Origin of the sequence: Litoribacillus peritrichatus, assembly GCF_039537985.1 — a bacterium.
In the GTDB taxonomy this organism is placed as follows: Bacteria; Pseudomonadota; Gammaproteobacteria; order Pseudomonadales; family Litoribrevibacteraceae; genus Litoribacillus; species Litoribacillus peritrichatus.
The window spans coordinates 190,325-213,090 of the sequence record NZ_BAABBN010000015.1 but is presented as its reverse complement, the minus strand read 5'-3'; the positions used below and the strand labels follow the sequence as shown (position 1 = coordinate 213,090).

21 protein-coding genes are annotated in these 22,766 nt (G+C 44.1%); 6 read left to right on the top strand and 15 right to left on the bottom strand.

What is annotated here, in order from left to right:
* Positions 1-3 precede the first annotated feature (3 nt).
* From mazG to cysM, 4 genes are all read right to left on the bottom strand, one after another.
* Positions 4-879, bottom strand: coding sequence for a nucleoside triphosphate pyrophosphohydrolase (mazG, locus tag ABD744_RS20375; RefSeq protein ID WP_344800440.1), 876 nt, complete (start codon positions 877-879; stop codon positions 4-6).
* 14 nt (positions 880-893) lie between these two features.
* Positions 894-3,125 (bottom strand): GTP diphosphokinase, encoded by a 2,232-nt coding sequence (gene relA / locus ABD744_RS20370; protein WP_344800439.1) that lies wholly within the window; start codon positions 3,123-3,125, stop codon positions 894-896.
* Between the two features lie 87 nt (positions 3,126-3,212).
* Positions 3,213-4,631: a 23S rRNA (uracil(1939)-C(5))-methyltransferase RlmD gene (gene rlmD, locus ABD744_RS20365; RefSeq protein WP_344800438.1), complete on the bottom strand. Its 1,419-nt coding sequence runs from the start codon at positions 4,629-4,631 to the stop codon at positions 3,213-3,215.
* A 90-nt stretch (positions 4,632-4,721) separates the two neighbouring features.
* Positions 4,722-5,618: a cysteine synthase CysM gene (gene cysM / locus ABD744_RS20360; RefSeq protein WP_344800437.1), complete on the bottom strand. Its 897-nt coding sequence runs from the start codon at positions 5,616-5,618 to the stop codon at positions 4,722-4,724.
* A gap of 177 nt (positions 5,619-5,795) precedes the next feature.
* On the opposite strand from cysM, the gene ABD744_RS20355 reads away from it, so the two are divergent.
* Positions 5,796-8,645 (top strand): response regulator, encoded by a 2,850-nt coding sequence (locus ABD744_RS20355; RefSeq protein ID WP_344800436.1) that lies wholly within the window; start codon positions 5,796-5,798, stop codon positions 8,643-8,645.
* 87 nt (positions 8,646-8,732) lie between these two features.
* Here the strand turns inward: ABD744_RS20355 and acpS are convergent, their stop codons facing one another.
* The 8 genes from acpS to lepA are packed head-to-tail and all read right to left on the bottom strand — an operon-like array spanning position 8,733 to position 15,348.
* A complete protein-coding gene (acpS, locus tag ABD744_RS20350) occupies positions 8,733-9,107 on the bottom strand; it encodes a holo-ACP synthase (RefSeq protein ID WP_344800435.1) in 375 nt (124 codons plus the stop codon).
* Positions 9,104-9,841, bottom strand: a complete 738-nt coding sequence (gene pdxJ / locus ABD744_RS20345; RefSeq protein ID WP_344800434.1) for a pyridoxine 5'-phosphate synthase — start codon at positions 9,839-9,841, stop codon at positions 9,104-9,106. The genes acpS and pdxJ overlap by 4 nt, the downstream gene beginning before the upstream one ends.
* 48 nt (positions 9,842-9,889) lie before the next feature.
* Complete coding sequence (recO, locus tag ABD744_RS20340) at positions 9,890-10,636, bottom strand: DNA repair protein RecO (RefSeq protein ID WP_344800433.1); 747 nt, start codon at positions 10,634-10,636, stop codon at positions 9,890-9,892.
* 19 nt (positions 10,637-10,655) lie between these two features.
* The gene (gene era, locus ABD744_RS20335; RefSeq protein ID WP_344800432.1) at positions 10,656-11,570 is read right to left on the bottom strand and encodes a GTPase Era; all 915 of its coding nucleotides are present in this window, start codon (positions 11,568-11,570) and stop codon (positions 10,656-10,658) included.
* A gap of 17 nt (positions 11,571-11,587) precedes the next feature.
* Positions 11,588-12,286, bottom strand: coding sequence for a ribonuclease III (gene rnc, locus ABD744_RS20330; RefSeq protein WP_344800431.1), 699 nt, complete (start codon positions 12,284-12,286; stop codon positions 11,588-11,590).
* 10 nt (positions 12,287-12,296) lie between these two features.
* Positions 12,297-12,668, bottom strand: coding sequence for a DUF4845 domain-containing protein (locus ABD744_RS20325; RefSeq protein ID WP_344800430.1), 372 nt, complete (start codon positions 12,666-12,668; stop codon positions 12,297-12,299).
* 48 nt (positions 12,669-12,716) lie between these two features.
* Positions 12,717-13,541, bottom strand: coding sequence for a signal peptidase I (gene lepB, locus ABD744_RS20320; protein ID WP_344800664.1), 825 nt, complete (start codon positions 13,539-13,541; stop codon positions 12,717-12,719).
* A gap of 7 nt (positions 13,542-13,548) precedes the next feature.
* Positions 13,549-15,348: a translation elongation factor 4 gene (lepA, locus tag ABD744_RS20315; RefSeq protein ID WP_344800429.1), complete on the bottom strand. Its 1,800-nt coding sequence runs from the start codon at positions 15,346-15,348 to the stop codon at positions 13,549-13,551.
* A gap of 379 nt (positions 15,349-15,727) precedes the next feature.
* Here lepA and ABD744_RS20310 point away from each other — a divergent pair, with 379 nt between their 5' ends.
* From ABD744_RS20310 to ABD744_RS20300, 3 genes are all read left to right on the top strand, one after another.
* Positions 15,728-16,390 carry a YfiR family protein gene (locus tag ABD744_RS20310; protein WP_344800428.1) on the top strand — a complete coding sequence of 221 codons (663 nt, stop codon included), beginning with the start codon at positions 15,728-15,730 and terminating at the stop codon, positions 16,388-16,390.
* A complete protein-coding gene (locus tag ABD744_RS20305) occupies positions 16,390-18,012 on the top strand; it encodes an ATP-binding protein (RefSeq protein ID WP_344800427.1) in 1,623 nt (540 codons plus the stop codon). Before ABD744_RS20310 ends, ABD744_RS20305 begins: the two co-directional genes overlap by 1 nt.
* 111 nt (positions 18,013-18,123) lie before the next feature.
* Positions 18,124-18,330, top strand: coding sequence for a hypothetical protein (locus ABD744_RS20300; protein ID WP_344800426.1), 207 nt, complete (start codon positions 18,124-18,126; stop codon positions 18,328-18,330).
* A 61-nt stretch (positions 18,331-18,391) separates the two neighbouring features.
* Here ABD744_RS20300 and ABD744_RS20295 read toward each other — a convergent pair whose 3' ends face one another.
* Entirely contained in the window at positions 18,392-18,754 is a 363-nt protein-coding gene (locus ABD744_RS20295; RefSeq protein WP_344800425.1) for a DUF4112 domain-containing protein, read from the bottom strand.
* A gap of 311 nt (positions 18,755-19,065) precedes the next feature.
* Here ABD744_RS20295 and ABD744_RS20290 point away from each other — a divergent pair, with 311 nt between their 5' ends.
* On the top strand, positions 19,066-19,632 hold the full coding sequence (locus ABD744_RS20290) for a hypothetical protein (protein ID WP_344800424.1): 567 nt from the start codon (positions 19,066-19,068) through the stop codon (positions 19,630-19,632).
* Between the two features lie 172 nt (positions 19,633-19,804).
* On the opposite strand, the gene ABD744_RS20285 is transcribed toward ABD744_RS20290, so the two are convergent.
* The gene (locus ABD744_RS20285; RefSeq protein WP_344800423.1) at positions 19,805-20,266 is read right to left on the bottom strand and encodes a cold-shock protein; all 462 of its coding nucleotides are present in this window, start codon (positions 20,264-20,266) and stop codon (positions 19,805-19,807) included.
* A gap of 294 nt (positions 20,267-20,560) precedes the next feature.
* Here ABD744_RS20285 and ABD744_RS20280 point away from each other — a divergent pair, with 294 nt between their 5' ends.
* Positions 20,561-20,761, top strand: a complete 201-nt coding sequence (locus ABD744_RS20280) for a SlyX family protein (RefSeq protein WP_344800422.1) — start codon at positions 20,561-20,563, stop codon at positions 20,759-20,761.
* 37 nt (positions 20,762-20,798) lie between these two features.
* Here ABD744_RS20280 and ABD744_RS20275 read toward each other — a convergent pair whose 3' ends face one another.
* Positions 20,799-22,757: a GldG family protein gene (locus ABD744_RS20275; RefSeq protein ID WP_344800421.1), complete on the bottom strand. Its 1,959-nt coding sequence runs from the start codon at positions 22,755-22,757 to the stop codon at positions 20,799-20,801.
* Between the last annotated feature and the right edge of the window lie 9 nt (positions 22,758-22,766).

Here is a 22,766-nt window from a genome sequence, read left to right as displayed (position 1 = left end):
ACGTTACTCTGACTTATCTGAATTATTCGGCCTTTCAAGTTGTTTCACTCTCGACCAGTAGTTGTCTTGCTGGTCGAGTGAAAGCGATGAAAAATCCACACCATCCTGCTCCGCCAATGCTTCCATTGCTCTGAACCTACGTTCAAATTTCAGATTCGCTTTAATGAGCGCCGTTTCTGGGTGCACTTTATGATGCCTCGCTAAATTAACGCAGCAAAATAATAAATCGCCAATTTCCTCCTCCAGATGCGCCTCATCTGAGGCTTCCTCAACTTCCTGAAGTTCGGACAACAACTGCTTTTTAACGGACTGAACATCATTCCAGTCGAAGCCAACGGAAGACGCTTTTTTCTGTAGTTTCCAGGCTTTAATTAAGCCAGGTAAACCATCAGTGAGATTATCCATCGCGGATGGCTTTCGTTTACCAAGATCGCGTTTACCAAGATCGCGCTTACCAAGCGACTCATCCCGCTCCTGATCTTTAATCGCATTCCACTGCTGATGTAAGTCCTGATCCGTCAACAAAGGTTTTTCAGGAGAGCTTAGACCCTCCCCGACACGTAACTCACCATCAGGAAAAACATGAGGATGACGGCGTAACATTTTAGACACTAAGCCATCAATCACATCATGAAAATCAAACCAACCTTTTTCGTCTGCCAGCTTGCTGTAAAAAATGGCCTGAAAAATCAAATCTCCAAGCTCTTTTTTTAATTCATCCCAGTCCTGTCTGGCAATGGCGTCAGCAACTTCATAAGCCTCTTCCAATGTATGAGGAACAATAGTCTCAAATGTTTGCTTTTGATCCCAAGGACAACCGCCCTCAGGATCTCGCAGCTGAGCCATCAAATGAATCAAATCGTCCAGATTATAAGCCATTCGCTATAATTACCTTAACCTTCGCTGTGTCGATGTGCATCGATAATGTTCGGCAGCATATCGATTTTAGTGATGACCCGGCTCAAATCTGAAAGATCTGAAATTTCTGCGGTAATCACCATCGTAGCGATGTTTTTATCCTTATTAGAGCTGGTATGCATGGCGGTCAGGTTAATTCCCTCGTTCGCCAACACCAAAGTAATATCACGCAACAAGCCCGCTCGGTCATAAGCTTTGATCTTAATATCAACCGGGTAGGTGTCGGTGGGTTCAACCCCCCAATCCACCGAAATCATTCGCTCGTCATCCGTTTTGCGTAAATACAACACATTAGGGCAATCTTGACGGTGTACACTGACGCCCTTACCTCGCGTGATGTAACCCACGATCGGGTCACCCGGAACCGGTTTACAACACGAAGCCAGGCTCGTTAACAAACTACCAACCCCTTGGATCTGAATATCCTCTGTGCCACGAGGCTTAGGCGCACGCAAGTTTAGCGGTTTCGGGTGCTCTTCCGGCGTCAGGAAGGACTGAGCGGCATGAATCACTTGCCCCAGCCGAAGATCGCCGGCTCCGATGCGCGCAAACATATCTTCTTCGCTCTTTAAATCCACCTTTTTAGCCAGTTCTTTCAGGTTGATTTTCTGAAGGGAAACTTTCCGCAGTTCCGGCATCAAGAGTTCACGACCATCAATAATATTCTGGTCCCGAGCTTGCTCTTTAAACCAGTGCTGAACTTTGGCTCGCGCACGTCCGGTATGCAAATAACCCACGTCTGGGTTTAGCCAATCTCTGCTTGGTTTCGCTTCTTTGGCGGTAAGAATCTCTATTTGTTCGCCCGTTTTAATTTTATACGTCAGCGGGACTATCTTTCCATTTACCTTCGCTCCCCGGCATGCGTGCCCAACTTCCGTATGAACACGGTAAGCAAAGTCTAACGGGGTCGAGCCCGCAGGAAGGTCCACCACATGACCATCCGGAGTAAACACATAGATTCGCTCTTCAGAAACGCCTAAGTCCAGGTCATCACCAAGACCATCCAAACTCCCCATGTCGTCTTGCCATTCAAGAACCTGACGCAACCACATGATTTTTTGTTCATAAGAATCTTGCTTCGACTTGGTGTCCGTTCCCTTGTACAGCCAGTGAGCACAAACGCCCAGCTCCGCTTCTTCGTGCATGTCTTTAGTACGAATTTGCACTTCAAGTGTTCGGCCCTGATGAGTGATCACAGCGGTATGCAACGAGCGATAACCATTAGGTTTCGGTTGCGCAATGTAATCATCAAACTCCTGCGGAATATGTTTCCATATCGAATGCACAATGCCCAACACCGCATAACAGTCCCGGATTTTGTTCACCTGAATACGAACGGCACGAATATCATAGACCTGATCAAACGGTATCTTCTTGCGCTGCATTTTTCGCCAGATACTGTAAATATGTTTCACCCGGCCATTAATTTCAGCTTCGATACCCATACGGGAAAAGGACTTTTGCAGCATATCGATCACATCTTCGATGTATTTTTGACGATCGATACGCTTCTCTTCCAGCAAACTCGCAATACGTTTATACGCAATGGGTTCCAGGTAACGGAACGATAAATCTTCCAATTCCCATTTAATATGACCAATACCGAGTCGGTGAGCTAACGGGGCATAGACATGAAAAACTTCTTTCGCCACTCGCATTTTTCGTTCACGTGAGGCGTTTTTAACCGCTCGAATCGCACAAGTTCTTTCCGCTAATTTAATCAGTGCCACTCGAACGTCATCAATCATGGCCACCAACATCTTCCGAATGTTGTCCATCTGGCTTTGTTGTTGACCTAAGACCATCTGGTCGGTCGGACTGATTAAAGTACCAATGGCCGCCATTTTAAGGACACCTTCAATCAGGTCAGCGACGTTTTGGCCAATTTCATTACGAACGCGCTCAATGGATATGCGCCCCTCACGGACAGCTCTGTAAATAATCGCTGCAACCAAGGTGTCCTGGTCTAACTGAAGATCCGCAAGGATTTCGGCCATTTCAATGCCGACGTTCATGCAGCCGTATCCATCCGGCCACGTGTTTTCACCCAAATTTTCGTCAAACTGAGCAACTTCCGCTAAGTGACAAGCAAAGCGAATCTGGGCAATGTTCTGAACTTCAACTTTATCGGAGAGCAATTGGAGCCATTGTTCTGCATCCAAATGACCATTTTCTTTAAGAGGCTGGTCTTTCCGTACAGTCACCATAATCCAACATGTCCTTATGGAATAAGCATAAATCAGGCATTCTAATCGACTGAATGAGTTCCGTCGATGAACACCCCTCGTCTTTGGTTAAGCCTTTCGCTCAAACATGAGCAAAGTCTCAATATGTGAAGTTTGTGCAAACATATCAATCAACTGTGCTTGCGTTATGTCATACCCTTGGGCAAGAATTTCTTTGCTATCCCGAGCCAGCGACAATGGATTGCAAGAAACATAAGCAATTTTCTTAGCTCCGGTCCGGCCAATATGTTGTGAAATTAGCTCAGCCCCGGCTCTGGGCGGATCTAAAATAACTTTATCTGCGCCCTGATCGAGCCACCCCAAGGCATCTTCATCAAAAAGATCTTGTTTCACAGAGTTAACGTTAGACAATCTATTCTGTTTTGCATTCAGTTGGGACTTATCAACCATTTCAGCAATCGCTTCGACCGCCGTTACCGACTTTGCGACCCTGGCTACCGGTAAAGAAAAATTGCCCAACCCACTGAAAAGGTCTAACACGTGATCATCTTCGGTAATCTCCAACTGAGTAATCACCTCAGAAACTAAAGACTGATTCACACTCGGGTTTACTTGCAAAAAATCTTCCGGGGTATAAGCAATCTTTAAACCACCTTCAAGTTGGTACTCCGATTCATGGCCAGAAATAAGCGTTAAGGGGCCTTCTCCGACCCGGAACCACAGTGACACACCGGCGGATGCAAAGGCTTTAACCATATCCTGAATAACATCTTCGGGAATCGGCTTCATCAAACGAAAACAAACAGACCGTGCATCTTGATCAGCAATGCACTCTATGTGTGCAAATAATTGTAGACTCTTTAGGTAAGACGCATTTTGATGAAGGTCATTTAATGTACAATTGACTAATTCTAAAGCCGCCTGAAGCTCCGGGTGAACAACTAAACATTCTTCAAGTTCAATAATTTTTTTACTTTTAGCAGCCCGAAAGCCCACGAGTAGTTTTTGCTTACTCCGATCGAAGTAACAAGCCAATCGGATTTTCCGGCGATAGCCAAAACCTGTCGCAGTGTTCTCTGAGGCCTTAGCTACAATAGGCACGCCCCAAGGAATGTCATCACAACCCAAACTGCGGCTTAGCATTTGATTAACAGACGCTTGCTTGCTTTTGAGCTGACCTTCATGGTTTAAATGCTGCAAATCACAGCCGCCACAGAGTTGAAAAATTGAACATGGCGGGTTGACTCTGAGCTCAGAAGGTTCAAGTACCTTAAGCAGTTTAGCTTCTACACGTTTATTGTTTGCTGCAACAACTTCAGCTTTTATGAGCTCACCCGGCAATGCCCCTTCAATAAAACACGCACGCCCATCAACACGAGCAATGCCCCGCCCATCGTACCCCAAAGACTCGACCGTCAACTCCAGTGGTGTTTGATCTAAGTTCAGCGCGTCAGCGGCCTTGGGTTTTCGAAATCCTGATTTTCTGTGCTTCAAAGTTTTATCGGAACGATGTGATTTACGAGACATAACACTACTTACGGCTAATAATAAAATACGGCTAAAAATAAAGGCAGAGTAAAACCCATGGGTTCTACTCTAAACAAAGGAAAATCGATTTTACTGGCTGAAAACACCGGTAGAAAGATAACGATCGCCACGATCACAAATAATAGCAACAATCGTAGCATTATTGACTCTTTCAGAAAGGTCCAACGCTGCAGCAACAGCACCACCGGATGAAACGCCACAAAAGATGCCTTCTCGGGTGGCCAGGTCTTTCATCGTTTGTTCTGCTTTTTCCTGCCCCATATCGACTTTTTGATCCACCCGGAAGTCTTCAAAAATGGATGGCATATATTCCTGAGGCCATCGGCGAATTCCGGGAATGGCAGCCCCCTCTACAGGCTGCAAGCCTATGATTTGAATGTCCGGGTTTTGCTCTTTCAAATACCGGGAAGTGCCCATGATGGTTCCGGTGGTTCCCATTGAGCTTACAAAATGGGTAATCTGGCCCGAAGTCTGCTGCCAGAGTTCGGGACCAGTGGATTCATAATGAGACAAAGGATTATCAAAGTTACCAAACTGATCCAATACCCGGCCTTTGCCTTCTTCCTGCATTTTCAAAGCCAAATCCCGGGCGGCTTCCATCCCCGCCTCTTTGGTGACGGTAATCAGTTCCGCACCGTACGCAGACATCGCAAGCTTCCGCTCTTCACTCATGTTATCCGGCATGATAAGCACCATTCGATAACCCTTGATCGCTGCAGCCATGGCCAAAGCGATACCGGTATTGCCACTGGTGGCTTCAATCAATGTATCACCGGGCTGTATGTCTCCCCGTTGCTCTGCGTGATTAATCATGCTTAACGCAGGCCTGTCTTTGACCGACCCCGCCGGATTATTCCCTTCAAGCTTTACAAGCACCACATTACTAGGATTTGGGTTCAATCGTTGTAAACGGATAAGAGGTGTATTACCGACACACTGCTCAATCGTAGGGTAATCGTGATTCATGATATGGTGATCCAACTATTGCTTAACAATCAATTCATTAACTGGGAAGAGTGCGTTAAAGTAACTCTATATTAATTCGATGGCACATCATACGACGTTTAAGTGTCAACTAATAAGAATATAACGCACTATTTTTATTCATCTTAAGCATAATCCGTTTCAAAAAAGAGATATTCCATGAAAAACTGGGGCATTCAATCCCGTATATTGCTTATAACTTTACTGCCTTTGATCACGATTTCCTGCGTGTTAGGCGGCTATTTCATCAAAGTCCGATTGAATGACCTGGATACTCTTGTTGAGCAGCGAGGGCTAGCCACCATTCGTCAACTCGCACCGGCCTGTGAATACGGTTTAATCACCAACAACACCCAAGTACTTCAGAAAGTCGCCAACAGCACCCTGAACGAACTGGACGTCAGAGCCGCCAAAATTTACAACAAGTACCAACAGCAACTCGTTCACTCCGGGCCGAACATGCATAATGTTGAACGGGACAGTGAGCTTCCGCACGAGGTAACCATCTACCGTTATGGAGATACCATTCGGTTAATCACACCGATTTTCGCTCAGAATCTTCCTAACCTTCAAAAAGTTGAGGCCACCTTGAACCCGACTTTAGGAGAAGAACTCTTCTCTGAAAAAATTGGTTGGGCCGAACTTGAGCTCTCTCTAACCAATACTGAACTGAAAAAGTATCAGGCCTTACTGACTTCCTGCCTGCTCTTATTCTCTGGCGTATTGGTTTGCGCGGTCATTACTATTCGCTTTAGTCGGGAAATCACGACCCCTTTAATCAAACTGACTCACGCCGTCGAAAGCATTAAACAAGGTAATCTGGATGTACGAGTCAACTCTGAGTCGGGTGGCGAACTTCGGATTCTTGAAAGTGGTGTTAATTCAATGGCGTCCTCACTTAAAACAGCGTATGACGAAATGCAGCAAAGCATTGACCAAGCCACGGAAGATTATCGTCAAACGCTGGAACAAATTGAAATTCAAAACGTCGAGTTAAACCTGACTCGAAGAGAAGCGCTGAAAGCCAGCCAGATTAAATCTGAATTCTTAGCCAATATGAGCCATGAGATCCGAACACCACTCAATGGAATCATCGGCTTTACTAACCTCATTCTGAAAACGCAACTGACAGCACGACAACTGGATTACACCAGTACCATTAAAAAATCTTCAGAAGGCTTACTGGCCATCATTAATGATGTGCTCGACTTCTCCAAGATTGAAGCAGGCAAGCTGGTATTGGACAAAACACCCATGAACCTTCGGGATTTGATCGAAGAAATCCTGACCATGATGGCACCTGCAGGCCAGGATAAAAGTCTTGAACTTGTTTCACTGGTTTACAGCGATGTTCCCTCCGACTTGATCGGAGATCCATTAAGAATCAAACAAATCATTACCAACCTGGTTAACAACGCCATCAAGTTTACCAACAAAGGCAGTGTCATTGTTCGCACCATGCTGGAAGAGCAGAAACAAAACACCGTCACCTTAAAAATCAGTGTCACAGACACTGGCATTGGAATGACCGATGACCAACAACAAGAACTCTTCAGAGCCTTCACACAAGCAGATACATCAACCACTCGTCAATATGGTGGCACCGGACTTGGACTGGTAATTTCGAAAAAACTGGTCGAACAAATGAGTGGTGACATTGGCATTGAAAGTACCTTAAACCAAGGTTCCACCTTCTGGTTCACCATAAAAGTTCAAACAGAAGATGACGCATCGACCATTTACGAAATGAATCGCCTGATGAAGAAAAAAGCGCTGATTTTTGATACCCATCCAACCGCTCGATTAGCGCTTTCTCATGCCATGCAACAATGGGAAATGGAAGTTGATGAAGTGGACGACCTGGAAATTCTTGAAGAACTGGCGTTTCAGGCCAACAACAACCAGGCTCCGTTTGATGTCGTTGTATTAGGCATCGGCAAAGACCAGTTGGAAAACAAACAAATCATGGACTCTATCCGAAGAATCCAAGAGCACCTAAACCTGAAAACCATAGTTTTAATCAACACCACAGAACAACAGGCGGTACAGCGCTTCCAGTTGCTCAACGTCACCTGTTTGACCAAGCCGATTATTTCTACCAAGCTCCATGCTGCACTGATCAATGGGATTTTTGAGAAAAATACGCCGTTACTACCTCAGAAATCGGAGCCAACCTATAATGAACTATCCCACCCCGGCAAAGTATCCATTCTTGCGGTTGATGATAACGAAGCCAATTTAAAACTGATTAAGACACTTTTGACCGACATGGGGCACACCGTTTACGAAGCAAAAAATGGCGCGGAAGCGGTTGAGCAAGTTCAAATCAACACGCCAGATCTTGTTTTTATGGACATTCAAATGCCGGTTATGGATGGCGTCGAAGCAACAAAAACCATTCGTAGCCTCGATGAACGAAAATACCTGCAAATTCCTATCATTGCACTCACCGCCCACGCCCTTTCCGGGGAAAAAGAAACGCTGATTAAAGCGGGCTTAAATGATTACATGACCAAGCCCGTATCTGAAGATCAACTCATTGCAACCATCAATAAATGGGCCAATATTGAGAGTAATAACACAACCTCAAACACTTCACCGGGTGCTCAGGAAGAAAGAGCCCTGGTTGAAAAACCATTTACTCCGCCTGAACTGGACGAAACCTTGGTCAGTGTTGATATTCAGGAATGTATAAAGTTAGCAGCAGGCAAAGAAGATTTAGCCAGAGATATGCTGGGCATGCTGATTGAAAGTTTCCCCAGGGACATACCGCCAATCACAGAAGCGTTCGAGAACGATCAAAATAACGACCTTTTAAATACCGTTCATAAAGTACACGGCGGTACCCGCTATACAGGCGTTCCCAAACTCAGGAGCATTTGTCATGCCTTTGAAACCGCGATTAAAGAGAATAACGGTAAAGCCCAACTGGAAGTCTTTTACCGAAAACTCATTGAAGAAGTGGAAAGTGTAAAATTGTGGACTGAAAACAACGACTGGCTGGATTAAGCCAGCCGTCTTGCCTCGTGCGGGCTGAGTTGAACTTATGTGTTTCCAGTTCAACTCAGCAACAGGCCTTGTAAATGAGCTAAATAGCTAACGTTCCAGAATCACAAACCCCACAGCATAGTCCCGTTCGTCCGAAAGGGTAATATGCAGCGAAGTCACCCCCTTTTGGGTCGCTATCTCTAAAGCACGCCCTGCTAACGTCAGCACAGGTTGCCCGGAATCAAGATTCGAAATTTCAATATCTTGCCAGGTAATCCCGTTCGCCAGCCCTGTCCCCAACGCCTTCAATGCGGCTTCTTTTGCCGCAAAACGGCTTGCCAAATAACGATGAGGCTCCGCTTTATCACTGAACACGGCCAGCTCATTTTCAGTCAAAATACGTTCGGCAAACTTCTTTTGGCGATCATAGGCTCGCTCTATACGGGAGATATCACAAATATCCGTACCAATGCCGACAATCATGAAACGGCGGAATCTCTGATGATCGACTTCATTTCAGATACAGCTTCAGCCAGACCGCTGAACACCGCGCGCGCTATGATAGCGTGCCCAATATTCAATTCATTGATTCCCGGAATTGCGGCAATAGGCTGAACATTATGATAATGCAGTCCGTGACCCGCATTAATGACCAGCCCTTTCGATAAACCATAGGACACCGCATTTTTGATACGCTCCAGCTCCAATGCTTGTTCTTCTGCAGTTTCTGCATCAGCATAAGCACCAGTGTGTAATTCCACCACAGGTGAGCCCGTTCGAACAGCCGCATCCAACTGTTCAGGTTCCGGATCAACAAATAAAGAAACTTCCACACCAGCCTTAGCCAACCGCGCAACCGCAGCCGAGATATGCGCTTCATTGCCAACCACATCCAACCCCCCTTCGGTGGTCAGTTCCTCTCGTTTTTCAGGCACTAAACAGCAATGGGCGGGTTTTATTCTTTCTGCGATCGAAACCATTTCTTCGGTCACAGCCATTTCCAGATTCATTCGAGTCGTCAGTGTTTGACTTAAAATCTCTATATCCCGATCAATAATATGTCTGCGGTCTTCTCTTAAGTGAACCGTAATACCGTCTGCTCCCGCTTGCTCCGCAATTGAAGCAGCATACACAGGGTCTGGGTACCGAGTCCCCCTTGCCTGTCTTAGCGTTGCGATATGATCAATATTAATTCCAAGTAATACTGGCTGACTCATGCCTGTGTTCTTCCTTTAATTGACTAAAAGTAATTTCATTCGCTTAAGCTAACACCCTTTTTTCTTAAAGCTAGTAAATAATGTCCGGCTTTTCAGTGTTTCGCCTTTCAATGTCGAGTGTATTAATATCCGCATTAAGCGTTTGATATCCGATAAAGATACTTCGGTATCCAAACAATTGGCTTCAAATTTAAGTAAATGTTCGCCCAAAAAACATTGTGTTCGATTTTTTTCAGTAAATCGCTGATCAACTTGAGTCAGTCCAAAACCCAACTCGGAGTGATTAATACAGCGATAAAAGTGGCCTGAATTCAAAGGCGCACCAGTCAAAACATCGGAGAAAATATCCGAAATATTGCCAGTTTCAACCAACAGCTGAAGTTCATACGCTCGAAGTATGGGTTCAATATAGAGCTTTTGCGCCATAGACTCTAGCAGCCAAACATAATGGCTGTACAGTTCTTCAGAGGCAGCAAATTCGGGCAACAACTTATAGTTCAGTTCATTGACGTAAAATGCACTGTATAGAAAATCAGAAACGATGGAAGAATGGCAAATCAGAGGATGCTGACGATTAATTTCAATATGCGTTAATTGCAGAGATGTTTCAGAGGCTCGCCAGGAAATCAGCAAGGGCTTGAACAAGGGGATTTGACCTTGCTCACTGTACTTACCTTTTACCCAAACATTCAGGCGGCCATATTCGCGGGTGAAAAACGTACAAAGTGCGTCTTTCTCACCCACACAACGCTGATGTAATAAAAATGAAGGCTGAAACTCAACGTGTTCAGACACGGATTGAAATCTTCTGAAGTTATTCCATTTGATCTAAATAGCCAAGACTTTGAAGCGCTCGTTCATCATCAGACCAACCACTTTTAACTTTCACCCACAGCTTAAGCACGACCTGATTATCAAACAAAAGCTCCATATCCCTACGGGCGTCGATGCCTATTTGCTTAATGCTTTCACCTTTATTACCAATCAGAATCAACTTTTGACCTTGCTTTTCAACATAAATGGTTGCATCAATATGGATACGACCTTTAATCACTTTAAAGCGTTCAATCATAACCGTCATCTGATAGGGCACTTCTTCGCCCATCAAACGCATGACTTTTTCACGAACAATTTCAGCCGATAAGAATCGCGAACTTCGGTCAGTCAGTTGATCCTCAGGGTAAATATAGGGGCTCTCAGGGAGCAAGGCTTCGACTTTTTGCTGAAGTACATCGACTTGTCTGCCCGTTTTAGCAGACAAAGGAATCATCTCAACAAAATCATGTTTCGCACTGATCTCCTGAAGAAACGGCAGCAAAGACTCTTTGTCTTCCAGCCAATCCACTTTATTCACCGCTAAAATGGTAGGAATGCCTGAGCGTTTTACCTTTTCAAGAACGTAGTCTTCTTCTTCAGTCCAAGCGGTTCTATCAATAATAAAAACAACCACATCCACACCGTCCAGTGCTGATGCAGCCGCCTTATTCATAAAACGATTCAGGGCTTTGTCTTTGTTTAAGTGCAATCCAGGGGTGTCGACATAGACGGTCTGGACACCCTCTTCCGTTTTCACACCCATGATCTGATGACGGGTTGTTTGAGGCTTACGGCAAGTAATGCTGATCTTTTGCCCTAAGATTTTATTCAACAACGTTGACTTCCCAACGTTAGGTCGACCGACAATCGCTACATAACCGCAACGTGAATTTTCATTACTATCTAAGCTCATTAACTACTCTCCAAGCTTTAAACGTTCTCACGGGTATCAACGCCTAATAAAATAAGCGCTTCAGCGGCTGCTACTTGCTCTGCGATCCGACGGCTTGTTCCCGTTCCTGTGGCGACCTCTTCCGTACCTTCCACTCTGCATTCGACATGAAATGTCTGCTTATGTGACAGGCCTTTCACCTTGACCACTTCATATTCAGGTAACGCCAATTTACGAGACTGCAAAAACTCCTGTAAGCGGGTTTTAGGATCTTTAAGGGTATCTTTAATGGATAATTTATCGAGCCGTGACTGATACCAAGCCAAAATGACTCGCTTACAAACGGACATGTCGCCATTATTCTCAAGATGAATGGCCCCAATAATAGCTTCCACGGCATCGGCCAGAATGGACTCACGACGATAACCGCCGCTTTTCAGTTCACCTGCGCCCATTTTCATGAAGTCGCTCAAGCCAAACTCCAGCCCTAACTCAGCTAAAGTAGCACCCTTCACCATTCGGGCCCTTAAACGACTTAGATGCCCTTCCTGAATATCTGGAAAACGACGATAAAGATCTTCACCTATCACAAAATTGAGGATGGAGTCGCCCAGAAACTCAAGGCGCTCGTTATTAGTGTTTCCGACACTTCTGTGGCTCAGCGCCAACTCTAATAACTCAATGTCTTTAAAACTGTAACCCAGCTTTTTATCTAAACTTTTATACTTACTTGTCATTGAAATGCAGTTAGTTGCTCTGAATGTTTACATGATTTTTAAAAGTTAAAACCACATCGATGTTGGAAACCATTGGAATACGTTTCTCATAATCAATTCTTACCTGAAGATGGTTTTCATTTTCAACATAGGTAATGTCTTTAGGCTTGATCGAATAAATACTATTGATATCTAGGCGCTTAACTATCAACGTTGAAATTTCGTCATAAGAAGCTTCAGATAAAGAGCGATCCTGACCTAAGGGCTTTAATACTGATCTAATTGTATTGTTATCCAAATACTCGGGAACAATTTTCAATCCCATCCATGCAGCAAACCCAACAACAAATAAAGTAAACATTAATGACCACATGGTCCAACCAGCTTGTTTTCTAGCCTGCATTTTCTACTCCATAAGTGTTCAATAAATTATCCAAAAGCCGGAATCAGATCACTCAATCCATCGACTTTCAGAGAATGAAGGTAAGTTGAAAATGCCTTCCCAGTGCATCCACACTGCGAACGCCTTACCCACCACCAATTCGTCAGGAACAAATCCCCAGAAACGGCTATCGTTACTGTTGTCTCTGTTGTCGCCCATCACAAAATAATGCCCTTCCGGTACCGTCCAGGTTTTATTCACCCGCGCCATGGAGCTCGCTTTATAAATCTGATGAGAAACCTCTCCTAACTGTTCAGTATAGCTCCCCATTCTGTTTTGTAAGCTTGGTGGCTGAATGAGCGTTTCTTCGACCAGTTTATCATTGATAAAGAGCTGCTTATCTTTATAAGTAATTCGGTCACCCGGTAAGCCAACCACTCGTTTAATAAAGTTGATTTTAGGATTGTTTGGGAATTTGAACACCATAACATCACCACGGGCAGGATCTTTGTACGGCACCACCTTAGTACCAGCCACTGGGAGTCTTAAGCCATATTCAAATTTATTCACCAAAATGAAGTCATTAACTTTTAACGTCGGTAACATCGAACCCGAGGGGATTTGAAAAGGCTCTGCAACAAACGAACGCACAACCAAAACAACAAAAAACACAGGAAAAAAGGACTTCCCCAGCTCAATTAGGTATGGCTCCCGAGCCAACTTATCCAGAACTTCTTGCTGTTCAGAGGATGGCGTGTCCGTTGCTTTAATACCCAACTTCGTTCGCATCTCGGAGATTTTTTGTTTTCTGGGTTTCTGGAATACCAACACATCCAATAACCAACCCAGGCCACAAGCGAACGTTAAAACCACTAAAACCAGCGGAAAATCGATATCCATATCAGTCATCTACCCTTAATACCGCCAGGAACGCTTCCTGCGGAACTTCAACACTGCCCACTTGCTTCATTCGCTTTTTACCTTCTTTTTGCTTCTGAAGCAGCTTCTTCTTACGGCTCACGTCACCACCATAACACTTAGCGGTCACATTCTTTCGCAAGGCTTTTACATTTGAGCGAGCAATTACCTGGTTTCCGATACTCGCCTGAATTGCCACATCATACATTTGACGAGGGATCAATTCTTTCATTTTCTCAACAAGTGCTCGGCCTTTGCTCTGGCTAATATCTCTGTGAACAATGACCGCTAAAGCATCAACCCGGTCACCGTTGATCATGATATCCAGGCGAACCATGTCCGATTGCTCAAAACGCTCAAAGCTAAAATCTAATGATGCAAAACCTCGACTCACCGATTTAAGACGATCGAAGAAGTCCATCACCACTTCACTCATTGGAATTTCATAATTCAGTGAAACCTGACCGCCAACAAACTGCATGTCTTTTTGAACGCCGCGCTTAGACACGCATAAAGTAATAACATTACCAAGGTAGTCCTGAGGAACAAGAATGTTCGCCCGAACAATCGGCTCTCTCATTTCAGCAATTGACCCCACCGGCGGCAAACGAGAGGGGTTATCAACCTGTACGGTCTCGCCTTTAGTGGTTACTACTTCATACACCACGGTAGGAGCCGTAGTAATCAAGTCCAGATTATATTCACGCTCCAAACGTTCCTGAATGATTTCCATGTGCAGCATGCCTAAGAAACCACAGCGGAAACCAAAACCTAACGCATCGGAAGACTCTGGTTCATAAAACAAAGAAGCATCATTCAACGTCAGTTTGGCCAATGCTTCACGAAAATCTTCGTAATCATCGGAGCTGACAGGGAAAAGGCCTGCGTACACCTGAGGTTTTACTTTCTGGAAACCCGGCAACATAGGCACATCTGGCGTTTTAGCCAATGTAATGGTGTCACCAACGGGGGCACCATGAATGTCTTTAATACTGGCACAAATAAAGCCCACTTCCCCAGCTTTAAGAATGCCCGTTTCAGTCCGTTTTGGGGTAAAAATACCAATACGATCAACGAGGTGCGACTGCCCCGTGGATTTAATAGTAATCTTATCGCCTTTCTTCAATGTTCCGTTTTTCACCCGGACTAATGAAATAACGCCAAGATAATTATCAAACCAGGAATCAATAATCAACGCCTGTAAATCACCGTCTACCTCACCCTCAGGTGGAGGAATTTTCTGAACCAGTGCTTCCAGCACGTCTTCCATACCCATGCCGCTTTTAGCACTGCAAGGGGTGGCATCAGTCGCATCAATACCGATAATGTCTTCAATTTCTGCCTGAACTTTTTCAGGTTCGGCTTGAGGCAAGTCCATTTTATTTAAAATCGGGACAACCTCTAACCCTTGCTCAATTGCGGTATAACAATTCGCTACGGATTGGGCCTCCACACCTTGAGCAGCGTCCACCACTAACAGCGCGCCTTCACAGGCCGCCAAAGACCGGGATACCTCATAAGAAAAATCGACGTGTCCGGGAGTATCAATGAAATTTAACTGATATGTATTTCCGTCTTTACTTTTATAATCCAAAGTAACACTTTGGGCTTTAATAGTAATTCCGCGCTCACGTTCAAGATCCATGGAATCCAAGACTTGAGCAGCCATTTCCCGCTCACTAAGGCCACCACACATCTGAATAAAACGATCTGCAATGGTAGACTTACCATGATCGATATGGGCAATAATCGAAAAATTACGAATATGATCCAAGGAACTCACAAAACCCTCGCCGTACGTCGACATCAAACTAAAAGAGCCGGGCATTTTAAACCATATTGATCACACACACACCAGAAATCATCAAATTCCTAAAATTAACCCCACTTTTTGAATCCACATCGGTCATCATCAGACAGTTTAAACAGACAAACCGGAAAGGTTTTAATGAGAAGGTAACCTTAATAAAACAGCCTAAAGCGCCCAACTTGTCAGCCTAGGAGCCGAGAATTTTTCATTTAAATTCAACGCTTTTACTAGCAATAATAGTGAAGAGTTCTATACTTGGTGAGCTTTCATAAAAAAAATAATCACCTTAAGTGTTTGTACTTCATACAAACAAAAACATCGACTGGAGCTAAGCATATAGACTCTCAATGACATGAAGAAAGGTCTTTTATTCGTACACCCACATTCATTGATGGTTTATCAACCACTTGCTTCCTATTGCCTAAAAACAGCCCCTTGTCCACTTACCATTAAAAACAAACCGCCTGCTCAGAAGCATAAACGCCTCTTCACCTTACTCCTGTTCCTCTTATTAAACTGCTTCTCAAATGTCGGAATTGCACAAACGGTCGATCAAAAAAAACTGCTAAAAATCGAAGCAGCTTACCTTTATAAATTCACCAAGTTCATTAAATGGCCCGATTCACGGTTTGTTACAACTTCAGACTTAAACATCTGTCTGATAGGCAATGATTTACAGGAATTAAACACCCTTCTTTCTCGGGGCATATCCGGGAAACAATCGAACGGACGAACATTAAAAATTTTTCACTTCCCAAATGGCATGCTAACTACTGACAAAAGCAGTTGCCACATGATTTACCTCAATCAAGACACCCAAATTCCGTTCGATGAAGCTATAGATCTGTCTTCTACTTTGATCATCAGTTCACCGAAAAACAAAAATACAGAGAACAGCTTATTGTTTTTAAAAATCGAAAATGGAAAGTTGGTCTTCTCGCTTGATCAGACTCACCTCACGCATTCTTTATTAGAAATCAATGCTGCACTTCTGTCACTTGCGAGGAAACGGTAATGAGCAAGTGGTTTAATAAGCTGACGTTCCAAAGCAAAGTTCTGTATTCCATCGTCGCTGTCAGCGTTCTGGCCGTTGTGGTGAGTGTCACTCCCCAACAAATCAATACCATTAACCAACAAAAACAAAGTCTGATCCAGCAATCCAGATTACAGGCTAAGTTTATAGGTCAAATTTCAGCGGCAGGGATCAGCTTTGAGCAAACAGAAGCCGTCAGCGACTTACTGTCATCCTTGAAAGTGTCTCCAAGTATTTTGGCTGCAACCATTTTAAAACGAGACGAGTTCACGCAAGACCTCAGTATCTTTGCTACGTTCGGTAAACCCATCAGCATCCAACAATTCAATACATTACTGGATGCTAATGACATCCAACTAAGTGACAAACAAACACATATATTTGAGCCCATTCTTCTCGATGGGTCTGTCATTGGTTACACAGTGCTCACCATAGATTTACTGCAATTGCAGAATCAGGTTTTCAACAGCATTTTTCTCACCATCATATCGGTGATTGCAGCATTAGGGATCTCGCTATACATCTCCAGAATTGCACAAAGAGCTCTGACCAAACCCATCGAATTGCTTACGGAAACCACCTCTAAAGTAGCATCACAAAAGGACTACAGTGTTCGAGCAGATATAGCGAGCGATGACGAACTCGGTGCACTCAGCGAATCATTCAACCGAATGCTTGAAGAATTAGAGCATTACGACATCGAGCGAAAAGAACAAGAACAAGAAATTCTAAGGCTCAACCAAAGCCTTGAGAAGAAAGTTGAACTGCGGACCGAAGAGTTAAACACCACCAACCAAAAATTATCCAGCAGCCTATCCCAACTGCAAAACACTCAAAAACAAATGGTGGAGCAAGAAAAAATGGCTTCTTTAGGCAGTTTGGTGGCCGGGGTTGCTCACGAGATTAACACCCCCATAGGAATTGGTATTACCGCCATTTCTCACCTCGAACACATCATCGAAGACATCGAAGAACCCTTTAAACAAGGAAAGCTAAGTAAAGGCAAATTTGAAAGTGCATTAGACAACTTAAAAGAGTGTCATGATTTGGTATACACAAACCTGGATCGAGCAGCACAACTGGTAAAAAGCTTTAAAATGGTTGCAGTAGATCAATCCAGTGAAGAAATGCGGTTATTCAATCTAAAGAGTTACGTAAACGACATCATCACATCACTCAGACCTGAACTCAGAAAGAAACAGCTTCGACTCGACCTCGAGATTGAAGATTCACTCTTCCTGAACAGCTTTCCTGGGGTATTTTCCCAAATACTGACCAACTTAATCATGAACTCCGTCATTCATGGCTTTAAGAAAGAAGCGTCCGGCGCCATCTGCATTTTAGCCAAGCTCGAAGACAATCAGCTGATCATTGACTACAGAGACGACGGAAAAGGGATTCCCGAAAGCGTAGCTTCGAAAATCTTTGACCCCTTCTTTACAACCAACCGCGACACAGGTGGCAGCGGCCTAGGCACACACATCATCTACAATCTGGTCACTCAGGCCCTTCACGGAACCATCACTCTCGCAAACGACTCCCACCAGGGCGCTCATTTTGTAATATCCATTCCATGGGATCATGTAAAAGCCGAATACTTATAACCCTGCAACATCCGGCAATAACCACTCAACACCCATATTTCCCTTTCCGTTCAGATCCATTAAACTGGCAAACCAATGAATACCTGAACCCAATAATCGGTACCAAAGCTAATGGATCATAAAGAAAACTTATTTGCGACAGCCATTTCAACGGTAGTACTTTTATCATTGGCTTTATCTATCAATTACTTTCTGCCACCACCTTCCCAAGATGATCTGTTATGGCTGATTGGTGCGGTATTACTGATATCAACAACAACCCGCTGGGCAGCCAAAAAAGTATACAGACAATACGTTCTTAAAAGACCGGCAGAATAATGACAAGACGTCTTAGCTCAAACGCTCCAATAAACACTAACTGAGAATGAGTAACAACCGGCTAAGCGCCTTGTTTCAGATATTTAACCAATAGACGTACATTTCTCGTATTCGCTCGGTAGGCCAGATCGAATATATCCCCCAGCACGGGCACAGACCCCACGACCACATCAACCATAATGTTAATGATCATTCTCACATAAATTCTCTTAGGCAAGTGCAGCGCTCTTGCCTTCCAAACCAACCAGCAACTCAACAACCCCGTAAATACATCCCCGGCCACAGGAAACAGTCCCAAAAGGAAATCCAGCCCAACCGGAATGTTTGTTCCCGGTATTCGCCATCGTGTTTCCATCAGGTCTGCAAAAGTCTCCAAACGTTTAACCAATGCCTTTTTGTGCTCTGTTTCTAAGGGCTTATCCATTACCTACTCACCTCCATTTACCATAAAAAAGCCAGAAAGCCGTTTGACAGTACGTAAAAAAACGACTTACCTTCAACCAAAATACCCTCTCAGAGGCGCCCTAGTAGGAACATTCTAATTTTTACATTTATATTTGAACGCATAATCAAACCCATAAAAGTTTTACAGCTCTATTACATCGTACAGCAAGGCAGCATTTACTTTACAGAGACGTGCATTAAATCACGATGAGAGTTGAGAGTAACCGCAACATGAGATCACCTGCTTACGTCATATGGGATCGTAAGCAAACATTTTACGAGAATATCAGCATGAGTGTACAAAAGACGTTGAACAATCAATTAGAGCAAGCGAAATCAGCACAAGCTAAAATCCAATCTGTCATGAACTCGCAGTTCGACAAAGCAGGTCTTGAAGTACGAAAAATCCTGAAAGACATGGGTGCAAACGTTGTAGATAACGAGCCAGTAAAAATTAAGGATGCACTTTTCGAGATTAAGCAGAATACAAGCTCCGTTCGCCAACTGGTCAACAACATTGATATCGCAACGTATGACGTTCGTAACCGTGTTTCCTGGAACGCTCACATGCTAAGTGCTTTGGCAGAACTAAAAGCAGTTAAAGCGGTTGAACAAGCCGTTGAAAACACAAAGCCAAAACTTGCCGCTTGCAAAGGCCAGGTTGAAAGCACAGTAAGCCCATACATTGAACAAGCAAACGGCTACACACAAAAAGTGCTTGAGCAAGTAAACGGTTACCGTAGCCAGGTAGAAACGGCTGTCGCACCTTACCGTGAAAAAGTAAATTCTCAGCTTGAGCTTTTAACAGCACAAGCCAGCTCTTTAAAAGAGCAAGTGAACAGCAAGTTGGGTCGTTAACAGATCTGACTTCACTGAATTACCTTCCCTTCTAGTCGGTAATTTCCCTTGTTTGCTGCCCAACTTAGGGCAGCTTTTTTTTGCCCTATCATTTTAGCTCTTTGCTTTATCCCAAATAGCAGGCAATAAAAAACCTCCCTTAGGAGGCTTTTCAGACAAACAAATGCAGATATTATTGCTTCAGAATAGCAACGTCATCTGCCTGAAGTCCCTTGTCACCTTTAATGACATCAAACTTCACTTTTTGCCCTTCTTTTAAGAAACGATGTCCACGACCACGAATTGAACGAAAATGAACGAAAATATCTTCACCTTGATCCCTGGTGATAAAACCAAATCCTTTTGAAACATTAAACCACTTAACCGTTCCTGTTTCTCTTACGTCTTCCTGCTCTGTAACGTAACGACTGCTTGCGGCATCACCACCTTCAGCCTTATCGGTTACTGAGCTAACAATCAATTGAACAACCAAAGTTGCAACCGCAAGAACAACGTAACCAATTAACATTGTTTCCACGGTGATAGTCTCAGGAAGCAGGCCTGCTACAGACAAAGCACCACCACCCACTAAAGGAGCAACAATTGAAGTAACAAGCGTTTTTATTATATTTTTCGAAGAATCACTATTACTCATACTACATACCATCTCTTATAAACTATAAACAACAAACTAATACAGATTTCCGAGCGCCATTATACACAGGATCAAACGTTCCTCGCCCAGTTATTCACAGGCAATCACCCAATAAATACAGCTAATCAGGTATTTTCCCCGGATAATGACTGTATACGTCGGCTAAATTGCAAACGTAATTCCTTAGATTATTACAACTACAGTATACTAACATCTGAACCATAGCATTATATGATTGTAAAAAATTTCCATACAAAACAAAATATTGCACAGTAAATTTATAGCAGGTTATTTATGGGCAGCAAAATCGAAGACTTGGAAATTAGACTGGCCTTTCAAGAGGACACCCTTGAAACGTTAAACCAAGTCATCATCGACCAGCAAAAAGAAATTGATAAACTGAACAGCTACGTGAGAATCTTGAAAGATAAAATTACCTCGGTAGAAAACACATCGACGTCACCGGAAAAAGAAGCACCGCCACCCCACTATTAAAAAAAACCCGGTAAGCATTGCTGACCGGGTTTTTCAATTACCTTGCTCGTTTTTTACGCCGAGACATTGCCACAAAAATCACTATTATCGTCAACACAGAAGGGATCAACAATATATTGATCAACTTCAGCTTAGTGCCTAATGCTTCAATATCCTGATCTAGATTCAAGCGAACTTCCCTCAAACGCTTTCTGATATCCAGTTTTTTCTGAATAAACGACGCCAAGGCCTGCTCTTGCTCTGCTGTGAGCGAAATTTCTTCACCACCCGGCCCCGGCTGCAACTCATTTAACTGCTGCTCGGTCTCCACCAATTGCTGCTCTAATACCTCTTCCTCGGCTCTGAATTTTTCTTCAGCCTCACGTTTTAGATCATCAACCACTTTAAACGAGCGTGTATAGCGACCACGACTGCGGATATCAATCAGATCAGCACTGCCTGCTAAGTTATCAAGCGAATTAATCACAAAACCTGCGTTATCAGCCCATGGCGTTGGTATCCGCTGACCAAAGAAATTTTGCACCTGAACCCACAAACGATCGGACAAAATATCTGTATCACCCACCAGAATCACATTGATCTTATCACTGGATGTAATAGCAGGCATGATCGTCTGCGTTTTTGGTTCAGCACTCTCTGCTTCGGTACTCTCTTCTTCAGCGGCGTCTTGCTCTTCTGCTGCTATGACAACATCCACCCCGTCCGGAAAGGCGGTTACCGCATTACCAGTCACCCGTGCCGCTAACACCAGAGGCAGGGACTTTGCTTCAAACTCACTGTACAACGACGTTGGGTCGGCCAAATTAGCCAGCAAGTTAGCATCCATTAACCCAGACTGCTCAGAAGAGCTCAAAAGCGGGGTAAAGCGGCTGGTGCCATCTTCCAGTTTGGTAAACGACATCGCAGAAGAAAACGTAATGCTTTCCAGGTCAGCCGTCGTGATATCGTCCGAAGAAATCACCGCATTATCTTCATCATTTAACAAATTTAATAACGCTAAATGTCGAACAGGTCGCTGAGATTGAGACAAATTGACCGCCATGGCGTATTGGGCGTCCGCCACAAACTGGCCACTGGAAGGCTCAACACCCCAGGCTTCCAACAACAATCTCAAATCAGACCCTTCATTACCGTCAAGGGGCGACATCTGCTGCTCTTGTTCTGCCTTAGGATCAACAAACACCATCGCCTTTCCACCGGAAAGCACGTACTGGTCTATGGCTAACAAGGTATCGTCGTTTAAATCCTTAGGATGAATCAGCATTAACACATCTACATCCGAAGGAATTTCAGTCACACTGTCTTCCAGCTCTCGCACATCAAACAACTGCTTAATTTGTTCAATCACCATCCAAGGTTCTTTCTGCTGTCGTGTCATGAAGTCCATGCCACCGTTAACGTCCAGCGTCGAAAGTATCCCCACCACAGGTAATTTAGGGTGAGCGGCGGTATAGATCAGCTTACTCAAGTCGTATTCCAAATACGATTCCTGATCCAGCTGAATGAAAGGAATCACTTGCGAATTCGATGTACTGATGTTTTCTAATGCCGACTTGTCTTCGGCGTCTTCGGAAGCAATTTCAGCGACCAAGCCAAAGTATAAATTTGCACCACCGGCATCGAGAGGAACGCCCTGCAAACCGTACTCCGTTGCTTCGTCTTCCTGCTCAGAAAAGGCCACCGGATCAATGATCTCCAGCGATAATTTACCATCGGAATAAACCACGTACTCTTCGAGTAACTCCTGTACTCGTTTGGCGTAATCCCGAATAGCTGGCAGCCCTTCGGTTTCTTTCCATGAGAAATAAAACTTCAGAACCACAGGTTCTTCAAGATCCGACACGATATTTTTCGTACCTTCCGAAATGGTGTACAGGTTATTGTCGGTCAAATCCACCCGGGCGCTCGAAAACAACCACTGAATCAACATCACTAACACCAGAAACGCACCGCACAAAGCGAATAAACCGGTGCGAGAATAAAATTTACTACCCATTTTCATCAC